Origin of the sequence: Janthinobacterium sp. JC611 (assembly GCF_018682595.1) — a bacterium.
In the GTDB taxonomy this organism is placed as follows: domain Bacteria; phylum Pseudomonadota; class Gammaproteobacteria; order Burkholderiales; family Burkholderiaceae_D; genus Janthinobacterium.
This window is the reverse complement of the sequence record NZ_JAFLJN010000044.1, coordinates 154,529-176,306: the sequence shown is the minus strand read 5'-3', so window position 1 is coordinate 176,306 and position 21,778 is coordinate 154,529. Positions and strand designations below refer to the sequence as shown.

Sequence of the window (21,778 nt, the reverse complement as noted above, 5' to 3'; positions counted from 1 at the left end):
CCGGGGCACGGGCAATGCCTGTGCCCCTTTCACTGTAAAGACGTAGTAGCGACCATGACCACATACATACTTGCTTTAGACCAGGGCACCACCAGCTCGCGCGCCATCCTGTTCGACCATGCGGGCCGGCCGCACGCCAGCGCGCAGCGCGAATTTCGCCAGATATTCCCCCAGCCGGGCTGGGTCGAGCATGACGCGAACGACATCTGGGCGTCGCAAGAGGGCGTGCTGCACCAGGTCTTGCGCGACAGCGGCGTGGCCGCATCCGACGTGGCCGCCATCGGCGTGACCAACCAGCGCGAAACGACGGTGCTGTGGGACCGCGCCACGGGCGAGCCCGTCGCCAACGCCATCGTCTGGCAAGACCGCCGCAATGCGGCTTACTGCGAGCAACTGGTCGAGCAGGGCAAGGCGGACTTGATCCAGCGCAAGACGGGTCTCGTGCTGGACGCCTATTTTTCCGCCACCAAGCTCAAATGGCTGCTCGACAACGTTCCCGGCGCCCGCGCGCGCGCCGAACGGGGCGAGCTGGCCTTCGGCACCGTCGACAGCTGGCTGATCTACAAGATGAGCGGCGCCCACTTGACGGACACGAGCAACGCGGCGCGCACCATGCTGTTCAATATCCACACCCTGCAATGGGACACGGACCTGCTGGCGCTGCTGGACATTCCCGCCTCCCTGCTGCCCGACGTCGTGCCGTCGAGCGGCGTGGCTGCGCACACGCATGCCAACTTGCTGGGCGTGTCCGTGCCGATCGCCGGCATCGCGGGCGACCAGCAGGCCGCCACGTTCGGCCAGGCCTGTTTGAAACCGGGCATGGCCAAGAATACCTACGGCACGGGCTGCTTCATGCTGATGAACGTGGGCAAGCGTCCCTTGCCCTCGAAAAACCGGCTGTTGACGACGGTGGCCTGGAGCCTGGGCAAGGGAACGGACAAGACCGATTATTTATTGGAAGGCAGCGCCTTCATCGCCGGCGCGGCCGTGCAATGGATGCGCGATGGGCTGGGCATCATCCGCGACTCGTCCGAAGTGGAAGCCTTGGCCACCAGCGTGCCCGATTCGGGCGGCCTGGTCTTCGTGCCCGCGTTCGCCGGACTCGGCGCGCCGTACTGGGACCCGTATGCGCGCGGCACCCTGATCGGCATCACGCGCGGCACGGGCAAGGCGCACATCGCGCGCGCGGCGCTCGAAGGCGTGGCCTACCAGAACGTCGATGTGCTGTCCGCCATGCAGGACGACGCGGGCATCGCGCTCTCGGAACTGCGCGTCGACGGCGGCGCGGCCCGCAACGACATGCTGATGCAGTTCCAGGCCGACATCTTGAATGTGCCCGTGGTGCGTCCCGTGGTGACGGAAACGACGGCTCTGGGCGCCGCCTACCTGGCGGGCCTGGCCGTGGGTTTCTGGGCATCGCAGGAAGAAATCGCGGCCCAGTGGCGGGTGGGACGCCGCTTCGAGCCGGCCATGGCGGCCGACGAGCGCCTGAGCCGGCTGCACAAGTGGCAACGGGCCGTGGAGCGCTCTCGCGACTGGAGCGAGTGAAAACGCGTGCTCAGGGCCGCATGAAATACACGGCGTAACCGACCGTTTCGCGCGGCACCGAATACAAGTCGCGCAGTTCAAAATACGGCGCGTGCACGTTGGCGCTGACGGCGATGCCGGCCCGCTCCAGCGCCAGCCGGAAGCGGGGCACGTGAAAATATTGCGTGGCCACCATGGCTGTCTTCCAGCCGTGCGCGCGCATGAGCAGCGCCGCGTTGCGGGCCGTGGCGTCCGTGGTCCAGCCTTGATTATCCTCGATGATGGCGCTGGCCGGCACCCCGCGCGACTGCAGGTAGCGGGCCATTGATGCGGCCTCGTCAAAGCCTTCCTTGCCCGTCGCCCCGCTGACGAGGATGCGCGGCGCCCGGTGTGCCTGGAATTGCGTCAGCGCCGCGTCGAGCCGCGCCTGCAGGCGGGGGCTGGGCGTGCCGTCGGGCAGGATCGTGTTGCCCGGCACGACGATCAGGTCGGCGGGCGCCAGCTTGTCGTCGAGTCCCGCCAGCACCAGGGCGGTCGTGGCCAGCAGGAAAACACCCGCAGTCGTCAAGCCAATCACAGTTATTTTTCGCATCGTGCATCATCAAGTAGGAAATGGACGCATGATACCCGTCCATTCCCGCCGGCGTCAGTTCGCCTGCGCCTTGCGCGCGCGCTGGTTCGACAGATAAATATTGTCCTTTTCCAGCGGTTTGCCTTCGCGCACGGCGTCGAGCCACGCCTGCGTGCTGGCGACGGCGGCGAAATTCGAGTGGAAGACCGTACTGAAGACGCGGTGGATTTCCTCGGCGCTGGCCGTGCCGCCCGCATTGGCGTAGGGCAGGGTGCCGGTGGCGTCCTGCAGGAACTCGACCTGCAAGCCGTCGTGGGCGGCGTGGACGATGGTGGCCGCGTCGCAGTTGTGCGTCATGTAGCCGATCACCGTCAGGGTGTCGATGCCGTGGCGCTCCAGCCAGGCGCGCAAGTCCGTGCCGGCAAACACGCTGCTCATGATCTTGTTGATGCGGTGGTCGGCGGTGAAGGCGGCCACTTGCGGATGCAGCTGCCAGCCGTCGCTGCCCCTGGCGAAGATGGGCGAGGCTTCCGGCGCATCGTGCTGGACGACGATGACGGGCACGCCGGCGGCGCGGGCGCCCGCCATGGCCGTGACGATGTTCGGCAGCGAGATGTCGACGGATGGATATGCGATGGGCAGGTCGCCCGTGAAGTATTCATTTTGCACGTCGATGACGAGCAGGGCGCGGCGTGGGGCGGTGGAAACTGGGCTGGACATGGGTTCTCCTGAGACGGTTGAAAGAGGAAGGACTTCCTCGATACCGTTATTCTCGATCCGCGCGCCGCAAACAAAAAGTGGCCCGAAGGCCTATCTGCGATAAAATCGGGCCATGCCTATTCTTCCTGCCTCTTCCGCTCCTTTGAGCATTGCCGTGATCGCCTTCGACGGCATGACGCCATTCCACTTGTCCGTGCCCTGCCTCGTGTTCGGCGCCCAGACGGACGAGGCCGATCTACCGCCTTTCCACGTGCGCGTGTGCGCCGCCGATCCCGCGCCCTTGCGCACGGCGGCCGGCTTCGGCATCGCGCCCGAGTTCGGCCTGGAAGGGCTGGACGGCGCCGATATCGTCATCATGCCGGCCTGGCACGACGATTGCCGCGACGCGGCGGCGCCCCTGGTCGCGGCGCTGCAGGCGGCCAGCCGGCGCGGCGCGCGCATGGTGGGCCTGTGCCTGGGCGCGTTTCCGCTGGCGCAGGCGGGCTTGTTGGATGGCAAGAGTGCCGCCACGCACTGGGGCATGGCGGACCGGCTGGCGGCCCGCTATCCCAGGGTCAGGGTGGACCGGGAAGTGCTGTACGTGGACGATGGCGGCGTGCTGACGTCGGCCGGCGTGGCGGCCGGCCTCGATTGCTGCCTGTATCTGCTGCGCCAGCTGGCGGGCGCCGAAGTGGCCAACAGGGTGGCGCGCCGGCTGCTGGTGGCGCCGCACCGCCAGGGCGGGCAGGCGCAGTTCATCGCGCGCCCGCTGCCCGTGTCCGGCAGCGAAGGGCGCTTCGCCGAGGTGCTTGCTGGCGTGACGGCCAGGCTGGACCAGGCGCACAGCATCGACGCGCTGGCCGAACAGGCCGCCATGAGCCGGCGCAATTTCACGCGCCACTTCCGCCAGGCCATGGGCACGTCGTTCAAGCAGTGGCTGCTGAACCAGCGCCTGGCGCATGCGCAAGGCTTGCTGGAAAAAAGCGCGGCGTCGATCGACATCGTGGCGCAGGAAGCCGGTTTCGGCACGGCCCTGTCCTTGCGTCAGCATTTCCGGACCAGCTTGCAGACGTCGCCTACGGCGTATCGCAAGCTGTTCCGGCAGCAGCTAGGCCAGCTCGCTTGACCAGAGTAGCGCCGGATCCCGGCTGCCCTGGGGCAGCATCGCGCTGACGGCGATTTGCCGCGCGATGAAGGCGGCCGGCTCGAAGGCGTGGCGTTCCTGGAAGGAGACGGTTTCCGCGCTCATCAGTTCGGCATACGTCTGCATCAGGGTCGCGGCGCAAACGTGCTTGCCCTGCGCCAGGTAGGAGTCGATGGCCGCGAGCAGCACGGGATAATCGGCATTGTCCTTGCTGCCGCCAAAGTGGAACGACAACTGCCCGCAGGCGCGCCAGATGGGGTCGATTTCCCCTTCCGGCACCGGCTGCGTGCGCAGCCATTGCAAGGCTTTCAAGGGCGGGCCGCCAAATGCCGGTGGCGAGATGATGGCCTGGATGGCCACCGTGACGGCGTCGTCGATTCTTCCCATCCGCACATACTGGCCATGCAGCAAGGTCAGCGCATCCGTGTATTCGGGTACGAGGGCGAGCGCTCCTTCCAGCAGCGCGATGGCCGCGTCCGGCTTGCGCTGGGCGATCTGTTCCTTGGCTTCCAGGAAGGCGGCGCGCGGCGAGGCCGGATCGTCGGCCAGCGATGGCGTGCCGACATACTCGTCCTCGGCTGCCGCATGGGCTTGCAAAAACGCGTCCAGACTGGAAAAGTGCGGCTGGATGCGCCACGCGTCGTGCCACGTTTCGACGACGATGGGTTCGGATGCTTCGCGGCCGATGGGCCAGTACAGGCCGAACGTGTCCCCATTGCCCAGCGCGCCTTCGGAAAACGGGATGAAGCCGAGCGGTGGGTACGCCGTCGTGTGTTGCCAGTCTTGTTCCGCCGAGACGTGGGCGAGGCGTGCGGGTAATAGCATGGGGACACCGGAGGATAAAACGCCAGTGTAGAACAAGAGGACGCGGCGGGCGCGCACCGTCGGCCGCATGGCGGCACGCCAGGCTGGCCAAGGCCCTTCAGTCGCGTTCCGGCACCGGTACGTTGAAGCCGTTCAAGGTGGTCGAGACCAGCGCGTACAGGCCCACGAGGTAGATCAGCTCGTTGGTGCCATGCTGGCCAAAGGTGGCCAGCGCCAGTCGGTACAGCGGCTCCGGCAGCGTGCCGCCACGGCTGAGCGCGTAGGCCAGGTCGTAGGCCACGCTCTCTTGCTTGTCCAGGTCGACCGGCTTGACGTCCGCGACCAGCGTGGCGAGGCGCTCGGCTGGCATGCCTTCGCGCTCCGCGACGGCGATGTGGGCGTAGATTTCATAGGCGGCGTTGTAGCGCGCGCCGACCACCAGGATGGCAATCTGGCGCACCTTGTCGGGTAGCGTGGCGTTGGCCGTCATGGCCAGGGTCAGGTTCCAGATCGCCTTGCCGATGGCCGGTTCGTGCAGCCACGGATTCCACGGCCCCATCAGGGCGCCGTCGTCGCGCACGGCGATGAAATCGTTGAAATTGCTGCTGATGCCTTTGCGCATATCATCGTACAGCGGCTTTTGTTCGGGCGTCAGGTCTTTCGGAGCGATCAGGGGCAGGCGCATGGAAACTCCTTGCAGGGTAGGTGGGCGGCGGGAGCCAGCAGCCAGTATAGCTATCTGGCTGGCGGCTGCCTTACGCTAGCGCACGCGTGCGCGGCCCGCGCCTACCTGCGCGGCTCGTGGATGCGGAATTTCCTGACGATGCCCGCCTGGTCGAACATGACGGCCACTTCGCGCGTGCCTTTTTCACCGAGCAAGGGGATCAGGCGCGTCACGCTCGGTGTTTTCAGCTGGTTCTTGTAGACCCAGACTTCATAGCCGGGATCGAAGCTGACGACGGTGGCGTTGCCCAAGGCCGCGTCGAGGTCGAGGCGGGTGGTCTTGCCGACCTGGATGTTCTGATAGATGGCGCCATTGTCCGGCGCGCGGTTGACCTTGTATTCACTGGCGGTGCACATGGCCACGGCCAGGCCCGCGAGGCAGGAAGCTGCCAGTTTGATCAATGTGTTCATAGGGACTCCCGGTGTGCATCACTGCTTCCAATCTCAGAGGGGACGGGCGTGATGTCAGGAGGGAGTGTGCTTGGGAACCAGGCAATGTGCTACCAGATTATACAAAGGCGCAAAAAACGATGCCGTCGGTAGCGCCAGCCGGTACTTTTATCGGCTCTGCAGCACGTCGGTCGACAGCGCCAGCGTTTCCTTGATCTCTTCCATCACCACATAGCTTTTCGATTGCGCGGCGCCGGGCAGTTGCAGCAGCATGTCGCCCAGCAGCTTGCGGTACTCGGCCATTTCATGGATGCGCGCCTTGATCAGGTAATCGAAGTCGCCCGACACCAGGTGGCATTCCTGCACCTCGGGAATTTGCAGCACTTCGCGGCGGAATTGCTCGAAGGCTGACGCGGATTTTTGATTGAGCGTAATCTCTACAAAAACGAGCAGCTTGGCGCCCAGCGCCGCCGGGTTCACCTTGGCATGGTAGCCCGTGATGACGCCGTCGCGCTCCATGCGCTTGACCCGCTCGATGCAGGGCGTGATGGACAGTCCCACCTGTTCGCCCAGGTCTTTCATCGAGATGCGGCCATCCTGTTGCAGGATGCGCAGGATGTGGCGATCCAGCTTGTCGAGGCCACGTGCCGATTCTTTAAGGATTCTCATGATTTATTGCTGAATATCTCGATTTATACGTGAACAAATACTGGCTCTTTCCCAATATGATAGCGGTTAATCTGGCATCAGCCTAAAAAAATATAATGAGGAAACTATGCGTATCGTGATTCTGGGTAGCGGCGTCATCGGCGTCACCAGTGCTTACTATCTGGCCAAGGCAGGACATGAGGTGACCGTCATCGACCGCCAGCCGGGCCCGGCACTGGAAACCAGCTTCGCGAATGCGGGGCAGATCTCGCCCGGCTACGCCTCGCCATGGGCCGCGCCCGGCATTCCCCTGAAAGCCGTGAAGTGGATGATGCAGCGCCACGCGCCGCTGGCCATCTCGCTCGACGGCAGCGCCGCGCAGCTGAAATGGATGTGGCAGATGTTGCGTAATTGCACACCGGAAGCGTATGCCGTGAACAAGGAACGCATGGTGCGCCTGGCCGAGTACAGCCGCGACTGCTTCAAGGTGCTGCGCGCCGAGGCCGGCATCACCTATGAAGGCCGCCAGCAAGGCACGATGCAATTGTTCCGCACCGAAAAGCAATACAACGATGCCGCCAAGGATATCGAAGTGTTGAAAGACGCGGGCGTGCCGTATGAAGTGCTGCAGCGCAACGAGCTGTCGCGCGCCGAACCGGCCCTGGAAGCGGTCAAGGATAAACTGTTCGGCGGCCTGCGCCTGCCCAACGATGAAACGGGCGACTGCCAGTTGTTTACCACCCGCCTGTCCGAGATGGCCGAGGCGCTGGGCGTGAAGTTCCGCTATGGCGTGTCCATCGACGCCTTGCTGACGCAGGGCGATGAAATCGCCGGCGTGCAATGCGGTGCGGAAATCGTCAAGGCCGATTCCTACGTGGTGGCCCTGGGTTCCTACTCGACGGGCTTCATCAAGCCGCTGCTCGACATTCCCGTGTATCCATTGAAGGGTTATTCGATCACCGTGCCTATCGTCAACGCGGCCAAGGCGCCCGTCTCGACCATCCTCGACGAAACCTACAAGATCGCCGTCACCCGTTTCGACGACCGCATCCGCGTGGGCGGCATGGCGGAAATCGCCGGCTACAACCTGAACCTGAACCCGCGCCGCCGCGAAACCCTGGAAATGGTCGTCAACGACCTGTTCCCCGGCGGCGGCAACACGGCCGAGGCTAGCTTCTGGACGGGCCTGCGTCCGATGACGCCGGACGGCACGCCGATCGTCGGCCGCACGCCGCTGCGCAACCTGTTCCTCAACACGGGCCACGGTACCCTGGGCTGGACCATGTCCTGCGGTTCGGCGCAATTGCTGGCCGACCTGATGTCGTCGAAGAAGCCGGCGATCCTGGCCGACGACCTGTCCGTCAGCCGCTACAGCGGCGCGCAGGGCAATGGCAAACTGCAACCCGCGGTGGCTTGAGATGGCCGGTAGCATGCCTCCGAAAGAGCGTAGCGGCGCCATCCTGACTGTGGACCTCGACGCCGTGCGCGCCAACTACCGCTTGCTGCGCGACAAGGCGCACCCAGCCGCCTGTTCCGCCGTCGTCAAATCCGACGCGTATGGCCTGGGCGCCGCGCAAGTGGGCGGGGCCCTGTATGAAGAAGGTTGCCGCCATTTTTTCGTGGCCCACCTGGAAGAGGGCATCAGCCTGCGCCCGCACGTGGCGCCGGACGCGGCCATCTTCGTGCTGCACGGCCCGCCCGTCGATACGGAAGGCGAATTCACGGCCCACGGCTTGATCCCCGTGCTCAACAGCGAGCCGCAGGTGGCCGGCTGGCGCGCGCATGCGAAGGCGCTGGGCACCGCCCTGGACGCCATCGTGCAGGTCGATACGGGCATGTCGCGCATGGGCTTGTCGCCGCGGGAAATCGACGCCTGGCTGGCTGATGAACACTTTCTCGACGGCATCAAGGTGCGCTACATCATGAGCCACCTGGCCTGCGCCGACGAGCGCGCCAACCCCATGAATGGCGAGCAACTGGCCCGTTTCATCGCCATCCGCGCCCGTTTGCCGCAGTACCGCGCCAGCCTGGCCAATTCCTCGGGCATTTTCCTGTCGCCCGACTACCACTTCGACCTGGTGCGTCCCGGTGCGGCCCTGTACGGCATCGGGCCGCAGGGCGGCGAGCCCAATCCCCTGCGCCCCGTCGTGCGCCTGCAAGGCAAGGTGCTGCAGACGCGCACGATCGCCGCCGGCGACCACGTGGGCTACAGCCGCCGCTACACGGCCAGCGAGCCGCGCCAGGTGGCGACGGTGTCCGTCGGCTATGCCGATGGCTGGCTGCGCAGCATGAGCAACCAGGGCCTGGCCATCGTCGACGGCGTGAAAGTGCCGCAGATCGGCGCCATCTCGATGGATTCCATCACCCTGGACGTGAGCGCCATCGCCGGTGACCGCGTCGCGCCGGGCAGCCTCGTCGACCTGATCTGCGCCGAACACCCGGTCGACGCCGTGGCGGCCATGGCCAATACCATCGGCTATGAGGTGCTGACCAATCTTGGCGGGCGCTATTACCGCGAGTATCGGGGCCTCGCGCAGTCGGCACGCTAGCGCGCAAAACCCATGATTGTGTGGCAAGATGGCCCTGCAGTGAAGTTCACTCAGGGCTATTTTTTTCACCATCATCGGGGATATATATGAGTCAATATAACGTTGCTATCATCGTCGGCAGCCTGCGCAAGGATTCCTTCAACCGCAAGCTGGCCGATGCCATCGTCAAGCTGGCGCCGCCCGAGTTTTCCTTCAAACACATCGACATCGGTGACTTGCCGCTGTATAACCAGGACGACGATGGCGCGCAGCCGGAGCAGGTACTGCGCCTGAAATCCGACATTTCCGCTTCGCAAGCCTTGCTGTTTCTCACCCCCGAATACAACCGCTCGATCCCCGGCGTGCTGAAAAACGCCCTCGACCACGGTTCGCGCCCGTACGGCCAGAGCGTGTGGGGCGGCAAGCCGGGCGCCGTGCTCGGTGTCTCCGTGGGCGCCACGGGGACGGCCCTGGCGCAGCAGCATTTGCGCAATGTGCTGGCCTACCTGGACGTGCCGCTGCTGGGCCAGCCCGAAATGTTTATCCAGGCCAAGGACGGCTTGTTTGACGAGCATGGCGGTATCGGCCCGGCCAGCCTCGGCTTCTTCCAGGGCTGGATGCAGCGTTACGCGGACTGGGTACGCAAGCACGCCATCCACGCTTGATGCAGGTCAAGGCGGCAGCGCTCAGCGTTGCCGCTTGTTCACATTCTTTGACCATGGATGCCAGGATTTCAATATTGGCACGGGTGTCTCGGTATAATGCGCCCTTTCTTTAGCGCAATATTTTCCCGATTCTTGCCAACCTCATGTGGACCAAACCTGTTCTGCGCATGAATTTGCGCCGTTTGATCGTGCTCGTGGCCTTTGCCAGCGCCCTCGTGTCCCTGGCCAATACGTTTTATGCCAGCTACCGCGTGCAGCGCCAGTTGCTGATCGATACCACCCTGGAAGCGAACCACGCGTACGCGAGCAAGCTGGCCAGCACGGCAGAGGATTTCCTGCAATCGGCGCGCCAGCAGCTCGCCTACAGCGCCGGCAGCCTGCCATCGCGCATGGGGGACGAGCAATGGCTGACGGACGAGGCGCAGCGCCTGCGCCTGCAAACGAACAGCTTCAATTCCGTGCTCATCGTCGATGCCCAGGGCAAGGTGCTGGGTGTGTCGCCGGAAACCCTGGCCCTGAAAAACCGCACGCTCGACTCGGCCGGCGCCGTGCAGGCGCTGCGCGAACGGCGCCCGCTGGTGACGCAGCCCTACGTCTCCTCGGCCGGCAACCTGGTGGTCTTCATTTCGCATCCCATCCTGGGCAAGGATGGCCGCTATCTCGGCTACGTGGGCGGCAGCATCTACCTGAAACAGAAAAACATCCTGTACACCATGCTGGGCCAGCATTATTACCGCGACGGCTCCTACCTGTACGTGGTGGACCAGAACCGGCGCCTGCTGTACCACCCGGACCCCGAGCGCCTGGGCGACGTGGCCGGCAGCAATGACGTCATCGACGCCGTCATCGCGCGGCAGGGCGGCGGCAACCGGCGCATGCACAACAGCCTGGGTGTGGACATGCTGGCCGGCTACGCCATCATGCCGTCGACGGGCTGGGGCATCGTGGCGCAGCGCCCGACGGCCATGACCCTGGCGCCGCTGAACCAGCTGATGGCCAACACGGTATGGCATTCGCTGCCGATCGCCTTGCTGAGCCTGCCATTCATCTGGTGGCTGGCCAGCCTGATTTCGCGCCCGCTGGTGCAGCTGGCCGAAGGGGCGCGGCGCATGGATGCGCCGGGCACGGCCGAGCGCATCGCCGCCATCCGCTCGTGGTACGTGGAGGCGGCGCTGATCAAGAAAGCCCTGCTGAAGGGCTTGGCATTGTTGCAGAACAAGATCGGCAAGCTGAAGACCGACGTACAGACGGACCCGCTGACGGGCCTGGCGAACCGGCGCGGCATGGCGGCGGCGCTGGACGATTGGCAGGCGCAGGCGCGGCCGTTTTCCGTCATCGCCATCGATATCGACCATTTCAAGCAGGTCAACGACCAGTGGGGCCATGCCGTGGGCGACGACGTCATTCTGCGCCTGGCGCAGCTGATGCGCGCCTGTTCGCGCGACGTCGACGTGCTGTGCCGCAATGGCGGCGATGAATTTATCATGCTGCTGCCCGATGCCGACCTGGACGTGGCCATGCAGGTGGCCGAGCGCCTGCGCGCCAAGGTGGCCGCCGCCGTGATCCCCGGCGCGGGCGCCATCACGGTGTCGCTGGGCGTGGTGTCGTCGGAGCAGGTGGCGGACGGCACGGACGCCGTGCTGCTGGCGGCCGACGCTGCCCTGTACGTGGCCAAGGAAAACGGACGCAACCGCGTGGGCATCACGGAACCGGCCTGACAGGCGGGCCGTGCGGCATGAACTGATCCCCTGTTTTCTGTTGCATCTGAGCCTGTTCTGTTTGCGCGCCAGCGCTTACCATGTGGCCTTGGAACGCACAACGGGGACGGCAGACACGGCATGGATGGATATTGATGACGCTTGAGCAAGAAATCGGCATCCGCTGCGAGGTCGCTGGCCGGCCGCATCCGCTGGCCTTCCTCGGTTGCCGCGAACTCAACTATGGCCAGCGCAGCGTGCTGCCGCTGCAGCCGTTTCGCCTGAGCGTGCCCGAAACGGCGCTGGCGGGCCTGCTCGACGCGCCGTTCGACAGTTTTATCCAGACTTGCCGCGAAGACGACTTGCAGTACGAGCAAAGCGACTTGCCCGCGCTCAGGGACGCCGGCTACCCCGGCATCACGGCCATGCTGGCCGCCCACCGGCCGCTGCTGGCCGAGATGCTGCTTGACTTCATGATCGGCGACTTGCTGGCCGCCATCGGCCGCGTCAGCGGCTATCGTGCGCCCGATGCCCGCTACTGGGGCGACGTGGAGACGGCCGACCGGCGCGCCTATTTCACCATCAATGAAGTGCAGGCAGTGTCGTTTGCCGATGGCCACGCCATCTTCGAAGGGCAGGGCTACTACGGCGTCTACGTGATCTGGCTGACGCACGGCCGGCAAGCTTGAATAGGGACTTGACCTTCCTCGTGTGGGAAGGTTTATAGTCGTGCCATGAACCGTGCCTTTTTCCGCTGTCTCGCCCGCTCGCTGCTCTGGCTGCTGGCCGTCACGCTGCCCATGCAGGGCTTTGCGTCGGCCATGCGCAGCTGCTGCGTGGACGAGCTGGCGGCCACGGTGACCGTCGTGGCAGCCCAGGCGCAGGCGCCCCAGTGCCACGACATGGGCGACATGGCAGCGATGCAGATGGCGGACCAGCCGATGTCCATGGCCATGGACGATGGCGGCGCCACGCACCACGGCCACGATTGCAGCAACCATGGCGCTTGCACCGTGGGCGCCACGGCGCCGCCCGGCATGCCGGATCTGCACGCCCTGACCCTGCGCGCGCCGCCTCCGGCGCTGGCGCCCGATTCCCTGTTCGCCGGGCATATCCCGCCTGGTCCCGAACGTCCCCCGAGAAGCACGCGCTCCGCCTGACCGCCCGTGAACCCGGCGGTGCGGCCGCCGCACGTGCATCGCGGGCGTGCTTGCCGTACGCCGAGGTTCCAGCCGCGCGCCCGCCGCGCCATACCCTGTCATTCAAGGAATACCATGAAACACCTGTTCAGCCTTGCGCTGGCCGTGCTGCCGCTGGCCGCCAGCGCCGCCGGCCCGGCCGCATCCACGCCCGCCCCCTCCGCCCCGCAAGAGGCGCAAGCCTCCGTGCCGGCCACCACTTACCGCTCCGCCTTCGCCGGCTACCGTCCCGCCGCCGAGGATGACGCCACGCCCGACCAGGCCTGGCGCGCCCTCAACGACAAAGTCGGCAAGGCGGGCGGCCACATGGGCATGATGAAGATGGAGGGCCACAAGATGGAAGGGCACAAGATGCCGATGGATAAGCCCAGTCCCCAGCCGGCCGTCCAGCCGGCCCAGCAACATCAGCCACACCAGCATGAAGGACATTGACATGGCCCGTTTCAAAAAATCAATTTGTTTGACGCCGCTGGCGCTGGCGGCCGTCCTGCTGCTCGGCGGCTGCGCCAGCTTCAGCCCCGATGGTGGCATGGGGACGGTGTCCGCGCTGGCCGATGCCCGCACGGGCGCGCCCGGGGCGCTGGCCTCCTCCGACACGGACGAGAAGCTGGCGCAGCTGCTGGCCCAGCCGCTGGACGCCGACAGCGCCGTGCGCATCGCCCTGATGAACAACCACGGCATGAAAGTGGCGCTGGCCGAACTGGGCGCGTCCGAGGCGGACCTGGTGCAGGCGGGGCGCTTGCGCAATCCCGGCCTGTCGTTCGGCCGCTCGCATGGCAGCCATGGCAATGAAATCGACCGCGGCGTCAGCTTCGATCTGGCCGGCTTGCTGACCATGCCGATGCGCGTCAACATCGAGCGCGGCCGTTTCGAGCAGGCCAAGCTGCAGGCCGCCAGCAGCGCCGTGCAACTGGCGTCGGACACGCGCCGCGCCTACTTCAACGCCGTGGCCGCCGTGCAGACGGAAGCGTTCATGCAGCGGGCGCTGCTGTCGGCCGAGGCGGGCGCGGAACTGGCCACGCGCTTGCAGCAGGCGGGCAACTGGAGCCGCCTCGACCAGGCGCGCCAGCAAGTGTTTTATGCGGACGCCGTCGGCGACCTGGCCCGCGCGCGCCACCAGGCCACGGCCACGCGCGAACACCTGACGCGCTTGCTGGGCCTGTGGGGCAAGCAAACGGCGTTCACCTTGCCGTCGCGCCTGCCCGACTTGCCGGCCAAGCCAGCCGAGGCGGGCAATATCGAGGCGCAAGCGATGGAGCAGCGCCTCGACGTGCAGATGAGTAAACTCGACACGCAGGCGACGGCCAGCGCGCTGGGCCTGTCCAAGGTGACGGGTTTCATCAACGTGCTCGACGTGGGTTACACCAACAAGAGCACGAGCGAGGCGCCGCGCGAAAACGGCTATGAAGTGTCGCTGGAATTGCCGCTGTTCGACTGGGGTTCGGCGCGCAACGCCAGGGCGCAAGCGCTATATGAACAGTCGCTGCAGCGCACGGCGGGCACGGCTGTCAAGGCCCGCTCGGAAGTGCGCGAGGCGTATTCCAGCTACCGCACGGCCTACGACCTGGCGCGCCACTACCGCGATGAGGTCGTGCCGCTGCGCAAGACGATTTCGCATGAAGTCTTGCTGCGCTACAACGGTATGCTGGCCAGCGTGTTCGAGCTGCTGGCCGACGCGCGCGAGCAGGTCGCCAGCGTCAACGGCGCCATCGAGACCCAGCGCGATTTCTGGATCGCGCAAACGCAACTGCAAGGCGCCATCAATGGCAGCGGCCCAGGTGTGGCAACTGCGACAAAGGAATAATGATGATTACACGTAGAAACTTTTTCATGAACGCGGGCGCCGTCGCCCTCAGTGCCGCGGCCGTCAGCAGAGTCGGCGCGGCATCGCTGCCGGAAGCCGCCAGCATGGCCAGCGCCGAGACGAAGGCGCCGCCACCGCCGCCGAACGGGCGCCCGTACAACCCCGTCGTCACCCTGAATGGCTGGTCCTTGCCTTGGCGCATGAACAACAACGTCAAGGAATTTCATTTGGTGGCCGAACCCGTCGTGCGCGAGCTGGCGCCCGGCATGATGGCGAATCTATGGGGCTACAACGGCCAGTCGCCCGGTCCCACCATCGAAGTGGTGGAGGGCGACCGGGTGCGCATCTTTGTCACCAACAAGTTGCCGGAACACACGAGCGTGCACTGGCATGGCCAGCGCTTGCCCAACGGCATGGATGGCGTCACGGGCCTGACCCAGCCGGGCATTCCTCCCGGCAAGACCTTCGTCTATGAATTCGTTGCCAGGCGGCCCGGCACCTTCATGTACCACCCGCACGCCGATGAAATGACGCAGATGGCCATGGGCATGATGGGTTTCTGGGTCACGCATCCAAAAGACCCGAATTTCATGAGGGTGGACCGCGATTTCGTCTTCTTGCTGAGCAACTACGACATCGACCCCGGCAGCTACACGCCGAAGATCATGACGATGACGGAGTTTAATCTGTTCACCTTCAACAGCCGCGTCTTCCCCGGCATCGACCCGATGGTCGTGCGCCAGGGCGACAAGGTGCGCGTGCGCGTGGGCAATCTGACCATGACGAACCACCCGATCCACATGCATGGCCATGAATTCGAGGTGACGGGCACGGATGGCGGCTGGACGCGCCCCGAGTCGCGCTGGCCCGAAGTGACGACCGATATTGCCGTCGGCCAGATGCGCGCCGTGGAATTCACGGCCACCGACCTGGGCGACTGGGCTTTCCACTGCCACAAGTCGCACCATACGATGAATGCCATGGGGCACGACGTGCCGACCATGATCGGCGTCGACCACCAGGGAGTGGCGGCGAAGATCAACCAGCTCGTGCCCGGCTACATGGTGATGGGCGAGCGGGGCATGGCCGACATGGGCGAGATGCAGATGCCGATCCCCGACAACACCCTGCCGATGATGGCCGGCGACGGCCCCTTCGGCGCCATCGGCATGGGCGGCATGTTTACCACCGTCAAGGTGCGCAAGGAGCAGAAACCGGGCGACTACCGCGACCCGGGCTGGTACCAGCATCCGGCCGGCAGCGTGGCCTATGAATGGACGGGCGCCTTGCCGGCGCCCGTGCGCGGCCAGGGTACGGGCAAGTTGCCGGCCAAGGGTGGCGTGGAGATGACGGTGCGCAAACCTGGCGCGCACACGGGGCATTGACGGGGCACACGCAAATGCCAGAACGGCTTGCCTAGCATGGCAAGCCGTTCTGCATGTTGTTATAAATCAATGAATTGTTATTTGGTGACAATCCGAGCATTTTTTTCCGTGATTTTTCTTTATATTCAAGCCAGTACGCTCCAGTTGCCTTGAATGTCAGCCAGTTTATGGGGGAAATCATGTTGAACCGGATGAAGGTGGGTACGCGCTTGCTGGCGGCATTTTTCTGCGTCGCGCTGATGGGGGCCATCGTGGCCGGCATCGGCATCTTCAACATGGGCAAGATCGATACCATGGCGGGGCAGATGTACAACCATGAATTGCTGGGCTTGTCGTACATCAAGGAAGCCAATATCGCCCTGATCAAGGTGGGCCGCGCGCGCAGCAATTTTTTGCTGGCCACGACCGCCGAGGAACGCGCCACGCGCCAGGCCGACATCGCCAAATTCCTCGAGTCGAATAAAAGTTACCTTGCCAAGGCGGAACCGTTGTTCGTCACGCAAGCGGCCAAGGAACTGTTTGCCCGCTTCGCCACCGTCGAAGCCGAATACATCGCCACCATGCAGCAGGCGCTGACCTTGGCGGCGGCCGAGCCGCTGGCCCAGCGCAGCGCGCAGCTGACCGAGCTGCTCAACAAGACGCGCCAGCATGCCGACGAACTCGACGGCGTGCTGGAAAAACTCTCGCTGCAGAAGGAAGCGCGCGCCAAGGCGGCGTCCGAGCAGGCGTCCGGCGTGTACCAGGCCAGCCGCAGCTTCATGATCGCGCTGGTGCTGGTCAGCATGGCCGCCGGCCTGGCGCTGGGCGCGCTGATCACGCGCGGACTGACGCGCCAGCTGGGCGGCGAACCGGCGTATGCCGTCAAGATCGCCGGCGCCATCGCCGAGGGCGACCTCACCGTCGATATCCGCACGGCCAGCCACGACAGCGCCAGCCTGCTGTTCGCCATGAAAACCATGCGCGACAAGCTGGTCGGCATCGTCAGCCAGGTGCGTTCGGGCACGGACACCATCAATACGGCCTCGGGCGAAATCGCCCAGGGCAACCTCGACCTGTCGTCGCGCACGGAAGAGCAGGCCAGTTCGCTGGAAGAAACGGCGTCGTCGATGGAAGAGCTGACGTCGGCCGTGCGGCAGAACGCGGACAACGCGCGCCAGGCCAATGCGCTGGCCGGCGCCGCGTCCGACGTGGCGGGCAAGGGCGGCGCCGTGGTGGGGCAGGTGGTGCAGACGATGGACTCGATCAATGCCTCCTCGCGCAAGATCGTCGACATTATCAGCGTCATCGACGGCATCGCCTTCCAGACCAACATCCTCGCCTTGAACGCGGCCGTGGAAGCGGCCAGGGCGGGCGAAGAGGGGCGGGGATTTGCCGTCGTGGCGTCCGAAGTGCGCAACCTGGCGCAACGCTCGGCCAGTGCCGCCAAGGAAATCAAGACCCTGATCGGCGACTCCGTCGAGCAGGTGGAGATCGGTTCCAAACTCGTGCATGACGCGGGCAAGACGATGGATGAAGTGGTCGCCAGCGTGCGCCAGGTGGCCGATATCATGCAGGAAATCACGGCCGCCAGCGCCGAACAAAGCGCCGGCATCGAGCAAGTCAACCAGGCCGTGCTGCAGATGGACCAGGTGACGCAGCAAAACGCGGCCCTGGTGGAAGAGGCGGCGGCCGCCGCCGCATCGCTGCAGGATCAGGCGCAGACCTTGACGGAACTGGTGGGCGTGTTCCGCCTGCATGCCCAGGCCGAGCATATCGCCGTGGCGCCGGCCAGCAACGTCACGCCGCTGCGCCGGCCAGTGGCGAGCGTCAGGCAGGGCGTGCGGCGCCTGGCCTGAACCTGGCTGGAGCGGGCGCGATCGGCGCGGTGGTGGTAGGCTGTCGCTATTGCGCGTTTGCCACTTCCGGATTCCTCATGCCGTCTCCTGCCCTGCCGTTATTCTGTTTTCCCCTGCTGTTGCTGTCCCTGGCGCCCCTGGCGCAGGCGCAGCAGGGCGATCCCGTCTTGCCTTACCGGCCTTCCGTCGCCAGTCCCGCCCAGTTGCCCGTGCCGGGCCAGCTGGAATTCGAGGCGGGCGGCTTGCTGTCGACAACGGACGACACGCGCCGCGCCAGCCTGCCGTACACCTTCAAACTGGCGTTCACGCCCGAATGGGGCGTGCTGCTCGAAGGCGAGGGCTTCGTCCGTGCGCGCGACGACACGGGGCGGCGCGACACGGGCGTGGGCGACACGACGCTCGTGCTCAAGCGCGCTTTTGTGCTCGACGACGCCACGGCGCTGGGCCTGGAACTGGGCTGGAAGTTGCCCACGGCCAAAGACAGCATCGGCAGCGGCAAGAGCGACATGTCGCTGAACGGCATTGTCAGCCGCGACCTGGGCGCCGTGCACATGGACGCCAACCTGAACGCCACGCGCCTGGGGGCGCCCGACCTTGGCGCGGGCAGGGTGCAAACGGGCTGGGCGACCTCGTTTTCCACGCCCGTCAGCGCGCGCTGGGGCGCCACGGCGGAAGTGTCGGGCACGCGCCTGCGCGGCGTGCCAGCCACGGCGCAGCTGTTGCTGGCCGCCACCTGCAGTCCCACGCCGCGGCTGGCCATCGACATTGGCATGGCGCGCGGTTTGACGGCGGCATCGCCGGACTGGTCGCTGTTCAGCGGCCTGGTCGTGCCTTTGGGCAAGCTGTGGTGAGATTGCGACGGGATTCCTTATGTGTCCTTGCGAACAAACAGGGTGGCGCACAAGGTCTACAATGACGGCATAACTGATAAAAGGAGTGTCCTCATGAAAACCCTCATTCTCGCCGCCGTCCTGCTGTCGGCAGGTACCGCCGCCGTTGCCCAGGTTTCCGTCACCGTGGGCCAGCCCGGCTTTTACGGCCGCATCGACATAGGCGACTATCCCGCGCCGCAATTGATCTACGCGCAGCCCGTCATCGTGCAGCGCCCGCAATACTATTCGGCCGCCCCGATCTACCTGCGCGTGCCGCCCGGCCATGCCAAACACTGGTCCAAGCACTGCCGCAAGTATAATGCCTGTAACCAAGAGGTATATTTCGTCCAAGATGGTTGGTATAACAACCAGTATGTGCCCCGTTACCGCCAGCAGCATGGCGACCATGGCCGTCCCGACTATCGGGAGCATGACCGTGATCGCGGCCATTATGACAAGCATGATGACAAGCGCTACAAGCATGAAGGCAAGCGCGACAAGCATGACGACAATCCGGGCCGTGGCCATGGCAACGGTCATGGCAATGGCAACGGGCACCGGGATTAACAAGCAGGAGGATCTTTGCATAGTAAAATCGTTATCGTAGGGGGAGGTGCAGGCGGCCTGGAGCTGGCCTGCAAACTCAGCCGCAAGCTCGGCCCCGGTCAGGTCACCCTGGTCGACAGCCGCCTGTACCACATCTGGAAGCCGTCGCTGCATGAAGTGGCGGCCGGCACCCTGGATATACACCAGGAGGGCCTGTCGTACCAGATGCTGGCGCATGACAATGGTTTTACCTATGTCTATGGTCCCTTGATCGGGCTCGACGCCGCGTCGAACAGCCTCACCGTGGGCGCCATCGCCACGGACAAGGATGAACAGCTCTTGCCGCAGCGCACTGTCAGCTACGACCAGCTGGTGCTGGCCGTGGGCAGCACGTCGAATTATTTCGGCGTGCCCGGCGCCCAGGAAAACACGATTTCCCTGAATGCCACGGAAGACGCCGAACGTTTCCGTCTGACCCTGCTGAAACTGCTGGCCATGGCCGAGCAGCGCCAGGGCGACGCGGGCCATCCCGGCGTCGACATCGTCATCATCGGCGGCGGCGCCACGGGCGTGGAGCTGGCGGCCGAGTTGCGCGAAGCGAGCGGCGTGTATGCCGCGTACGGTTTCCAGAATCTCAACGCCATCAAGGATGTGCGCATCACCCTGCTCGAAGGAGCGCCGCGCATCCTCGCGCCGCTGCCCGAGCGCGTCTCCATCGCCGCCTCGAAACTGCTGCGCCAGCACGGCATCACGGTGGTGACCGATACGCGCGTCACCTCGATCGAGGCCGACAAGGTGACGGTGGCCAGCGGCACCAGTTATGCGGCCGACATCTGCGTGTGGGCCGCCGGCATCCGCGCGCCGGAATTCCTGTCGACCCTGGGCTTGCCGACCAACCGCGCCGGCCAGCTGGAAGTGACGGGCATGCTCAATGTGCAGGGCCATGCGAATATCTTCGCGCTGGGCGATTGCGCCGCCTGCATGGGGCCGGACGGCAAGCTGGTGCCGCCGCGCGCCCAGGCTGCCCACCAGCAAGCCGATTACCTGCTGAAGACCTTCCTGCTGCAAGCGAAGGGCAAGCCGCCGCAAACCAAGCCCTACGAGTACCTGGACTACGGTTCGCTCGTCTCGTTTGGCCGCACCACCTCGGTGGGAACCCTGATGGGTTCGCTCAAGGGCCTGAGCTGGTTCGTCGAAGGCTTTGTTGCCCGCATGATGTACGTCAGCCTGCACCTGATGCACCACAACGCCGTGCTGGGCAGCGTGCGCACGGCCGTCATGGCCATGGGCCGCTTCCTGATCAAGCGCAGCACGCCGCAGGTCAAGCTGCATTAAGCCATTCTTGTCGACGTAAAAAGGGCCGCAAGGCCCTAATGCCGTTCAGTTAAGCAGGTTTTCGTAGAATGCGCGTGGCATAGCGCTTTGGTTTTGCCTTGACGGCCCGATCGAATTTTCGATCGGGCCGTTCGTCATTCAAGAGGCTAACCAGCCTTTCGCGCAGATGCTTCATTGACGCAGGCAGCTTGCCATACGACCTGGTCACGGCAGCCCAGTGCAGTTCGAACTGGATCAGGTGAAAGGCGCGGATGAAGCTCACTTCGGTCGGTTCGCATTTGACCACCAAAGCGGCTTTGGCGATCTCCAGCCGGATCAGGTTATAGGCGATTAAGGTGCCCCAGATCTCCTGGTACACGCCCTCCACGGTTTTTGAACGCAGGGTGAGCGTGCTTCCAAGCATGGTCTGCTTGAGTTCACGGTAGCTTGTTTCGATGCCCCAGCGGCGTGCGTAGCAGTTCGCTATATCGCCAGGCTTGTAGCGGCGTCGATCACGCAGCGAAGTTAATAGGACACGCTTGCGCCCTTGTGCATCGACGACGGTGATGGCGCGCGCCTCCCAAAACGCGGGCAATTCGGCACACTTGGTGCGCGCCTGTGGCGACACGCGCATGCGTACGGTGAAGTCATCGCCATGCTCATCGCCCTCGATCACTTCCCAGCGCGTATTCGCTTTGGCCGGAATGACGAAGTGGCGCTCACTGCCGCCTCGCGTCAGCGCGCACAGAATTTCAGCTGAGAGAAATCCGCGATCAAAGACGGTCAGCGAATCGTTGGGGATGCCATCGATTAGCTCTTTGGCGTACCGCATTTCGTTCGTGCCGTAAGGCCCAAACGCAGCGCTGTGAACAAGATGGGTGGACAACGCAGTGACGGTCACCCCGCGTACCTGAGGGTAGCTCGCGATGGCGCCACTGGAATAATGTTGTGCGCCGAAGTGTTCACGGGTCTTGGCATTGTCGTGGGTCCGCAAGGTGGTCCCGTCCATGGCAAACAACACCAGCCCTTTACATACATAGGCGCGGCGATCCTGGTCGCACCAATGCTGCGCCGAGTGATCGAACAGCCATTTCAACGGGTCTGAACCAAGGCGCTGGCGCGCCTGGGCAGCTGCGCTCTTGCTGACAAAAGGGGTCTGCGCGTCCGGAACGGCCAAGCCCATATCATCGAGGACCTCACTAATGGACTTGTGTCGATAGAGCGCCAATGCCACCATCAGCCAGACTACCTGTTCGGCCGGCAGGCGACGATGGCGGATGCTCGTTGCATCATTGCGCTGCACGGCTTGTTCAATCCACTCGACCGGCAAGTGTTCGCCCAGCCGGCGCCAGTCAGGTGCTTCAAGGTGGTTGGCAAGGAAGTGGAGAGTATCGTCGAGCATAGCCAGGCAGGTTAACAGCAGCCCC

At 64.8% G+C, this 21,778-nt stretch carries 22 protein-coding genes; 15 read left to right on the top strand and 7 right to left on the bottom strand.

Features of this window, described 5'->3' with window-relative positions:
• The first annotated feature begins 54 nt into the window (after positions 1 to 54).
• Positions 55 to 1,548 (top strand): glycerol kinase GlpK, encoded by a 1,494-nt coding sequence (glpK, locus tag J0O65_RS24650; protein ID WP_215409798.1) that lies wholly within the window; start codon positions 55 to 57, stop codon positions 1,546 to 1,548.
• Between the two features lie 10 nt (positions 1,549 to 1,558).
• Here the strand turns inward: glpK and J0O65_RS24645 are convergent, their stop codons facing one another.
• Positions 1,559 to 2,119: a YdcF family protein gene (locus J0O65_RS24645; RefSeq protein ID WP_251373969.1), complete on the bottom strand. Its 561-nt coding sequence runs from the start codon at positions 2,117 to 2,119 to the stop codon at positions 1,559 to 1,561.
• A 54-nt stretch (positions 2,120 to 2,173) separates the two neighbouring features.
• Positions 2,174 to 2,818: a cysteine hydrolase family protein gene (locus J0O65_RS24640; RefSeq protein WP_215409797.1), complete on the bottom strand. Its 645-nt coding sequence runs from the start codon at positions 2,816 to 2,818 to the stop codon at positions 2,174 to 2,176.
• 142 nt (positions 2,819 to 2,960) lie between these two features.
• Between J0O65_RS24640 and J0O65_RS24635 the strand changes: the two genes are divergently transcribed.
• Positions 2,961 to 3,923: a GlxA family transcriptional regulator gene (locus tag J0O65_RS24635; protein WP_502793592.1), complete on the top strand. Its 963-nt coding sequence runs from the start codon at positions 2,961 to 2,963 to the stop codon at positions 3,921 to 3,923.
• On the opposite strand, the gene J0O65_RS24630 is transcribed toward J0O65_RS24635, so the two are convergent.
• From J0O65_RS24630 to J0O65_RS24615, 4 genes are all read right to left on the bottom strand, one after another.
• Positions 3,906 to 4,766: a tetratricopeptide repeat protein gene (locus tag J0O65_RS24630; protein ID WP_215409795.1), complete on the bottom strand. Its 861-nt coding sequence runs from the start codon at positions 4,764 to 4,766 to the stop codon at positions 3,906 to 3,908. The two genes, J0O65_RS24635 and J0O65_RS24630, sit on opposite strands and share 18 nt — an antisense overlap.
• Positions 4,767 to 4,863: 97 nt before the next feature.
• The gene (locus J0O65_RS24625; protein ID WP_215409794.1) at positions 4,864 to 5,430 is read right to left on the bottom strand and encodes a carboxymuconolactone decarboxylase family protein; all 567 of its coding nucleotides are present in this window, start codon (positions 5,428 to 5,430) and stop codon (positions 4,864 to 4,866) included.
• 101 nt (positions 5,431 to 5,531) lie between these two features.
• Positions 5,532 to 5,879 carry a hypothetical protein gene (locus tag J0O65_RS24620; RefSeq protein WP_215409793.1) on the bottom strand — a complete coding sequence of 116 codons (348 nt, stop codon included), beginning with the start codon at positions 5,877 to 5,879 and terminating at the stop codon, positions 5,532 to 5,534.
• A gap of 147 nt (positions 5,880 to 6,026) precedes the next feature.
• Complete coding sequence (locus J0O65_RS24615; RefSeq protein ID WP_034754979.1) at positions 6,027 to 6,527, bottom strand: Lrp/AsnC ligand binding domain-containing protein; 501 nt, start codon at positions 6,525 to 6,527, stop codon at positions 6,027 to 6,029.
• Positions 6,528 to 6,633: 106 nt separating this feature from the next.
• On the opposite strand from J0O65_RS24615, the gene J0O65_RS24610 reads away from it, so the two are divergent.
• From J0O65_RS24610 to J0O65_RS24550, 13 genes are all read left to right on the top strand, one after another.
• Positions 6,634 to 7,923, top strand: coding sequence for a D-amino acid dehydrogenase (locus J0O65_RS24610; protein ID WP_215409792.1), 1,290 nt, complete (start codon positions 6,634 to 6,636; stop codon positions 7,921 to 7,923).
• A gap of 13 nt (positions 7,924 to 7,936) precedes the next feature.
• Positions 7,937 to 9,055 (top strand): alanine racemase, encoded by a 1,119-nt coding sequence (gene alr, locus J0O65_RS24605; protein WP_251373968.1) that lies wholly within the window; start codon positions 7,937 to 7,939, stop codon positions 9,053 to 9,055.
• Positions 9,056 to 9,141: 86 nt separating this feature from the next.
• Positions 9,142 to 9,699, top strand: a complete 558-nt coding sequence (locus J0O65_RS24600; RefSeq protein ID WP_215409790.1) for an NADPH-dependent FMN reductase — start codon at positions 9,142 to 9,144, stop codon at positions 9,697 to 9,699.
• A 143-nt stretch (positions 9,700 to 9,842) separates the two neighbouring features.
• Positions 9,843 to 11,417 (top strand): sensor domain-containing diguanylate cyclase, encoded by a 1,575-nt coding sequence (locus tag J0O65_RS24595; protein WP_215409789.1) that lies wholly within the window; start codon positions 9,843 to 9,845, stop codon positions 11,415 to 11,417.
• Positions 11,418 to 11,551: 134 nt separating this feature from the next.
• On the top strand, positions 11,552 to 12,085 hold the full coding sequence (locus tag J0O65_RS24590; RefSeq protein WP_215409788.1) for a hypothetical protein: 534 nt from the start codon (positions 11,552 to 11,554) through the stop codon (positions 12,083 to 12,085).
• A 45-nt stretch (positions 12,086 to 12,130) separates the two neighbouring features.
• Complete coding sequence (locus J0O65_RS24585) at positions 12,131 to 12,556, top strand: hypothetical protein (protein WP_215409787.1); 426 nt, start codon at positions 12,131 to 12,133, stop codon at positions 12,554 to 12,556.
• A gap of 114 nt (positions 12,557 to 12,670) precedes the next feature.
• Positions 12,671 to 13,027 carry a hypothetical protein gene (locus J0O65_RS24580; RefSeq protein WP_215409786.1) on the top strand — a complete coding sequence of 119 codons (357 nt, stop codon included), beginning with the start codon at positions 12,671 to 12,673 and terminating at the stop codon, positions 13,025 to 13,027.
• A 1-nt stretch (position 13,028) separates the two neighbouring features.
• The gene (locus tag J0O65_RS24575; protein ID WP_251373967.1) at positions 13,029 to 14,399 is read left to right on the top strand and encodes a TolC family protein; all 1,371 of its coding nucleotides are present in this window, start codon (positions 13,029 to 13,031) and stop codon (positions 14,397 to 14,399) included.
• Positions 14,400 to 14,401: 2 nt separating this feature from the next.
• Positions 14,402 to 15,784, top strand: coding sequence for a multicopper oxidase family protein (locus J0O65_RS24570; RefSeq protein ID WP_215409784.1), 1,383 nt, complete (start codon positions 14,402 to 14,404; stop codon positions 15,782 to 15,784).
• Positions 15,785 to 15,963: 179 nt separating this feature from the next.
• Positions 15,964 to 17,619, top strand: a complete 1,656-nt coding sequence (locus J0O65_RS28185) for a methyl-accepting chemotaxis protein (RefSeq protein WP_215409783.1) — start codon at positions 15,964 to 15,966, stop codon at positions 17,617 to 17,619.
• 77 nt (positions 17,620 to 17,696) lie between these two features.
• On the top strand, positions 17,697 to 18,470 hold the full coding sequence (locus J0O65_RS24560; protein WP_251373966.1) for a transporter: 774 nt from the start codon (positions 17,697 to 17,699) through the stop codon (positions 18,468 to 18,470).
• A gap of 93 nt (positions 18,471 to 18,563) precedes the next feature.
• Positions 18,564 to 19,058: a hypothetical protein gene (locus tag J0O65_RS24555; RefSeq protein ID WP_215409782.1), complete on the top strand. Its 495-nt coding sequence runs from the start codon at positions 18,564 to 18,566 to the stop codon at positions 19,056 to 19,058.
• Positions 19,059 to 19,073: 15 nt separating this feature from the next.
• Positions 19,074 to 20,372 carry an NAD(P)/FAD-dependent oxidoreductase gene (locus J0O65_RS24550; protein WP_215409781.1) on the top strand — a complete coding sequence of 433 codons (1,299 nt, stop codon included), beginning with the start codon at positions 19,074 to 19,076 and terminating at the stop codon, positions 20,370 to 20,372.
• Positions 20,373 to 20,421: 49 nt separating this feature from the next.
• Here the strand turns inward: J0O65_RS24550 and J0O65_RS24545 are convergent, their stop codons facing one another.
• The gene (locus J0O65_RS24545; RefSeq protein ID WP_215409780.1) at positions 20,422 to 21,753 is read right to left on the bottom strand and encodes an IS4 family transposase; all 1,332 of its coding nucleotides are present in this window, start codon (positions 21,751 to 21,753) and stop codon (positions 20,422 to 20,424) included.
• Positions 21,754 to 21,778 lie beyond the last annotated feature (25 nt).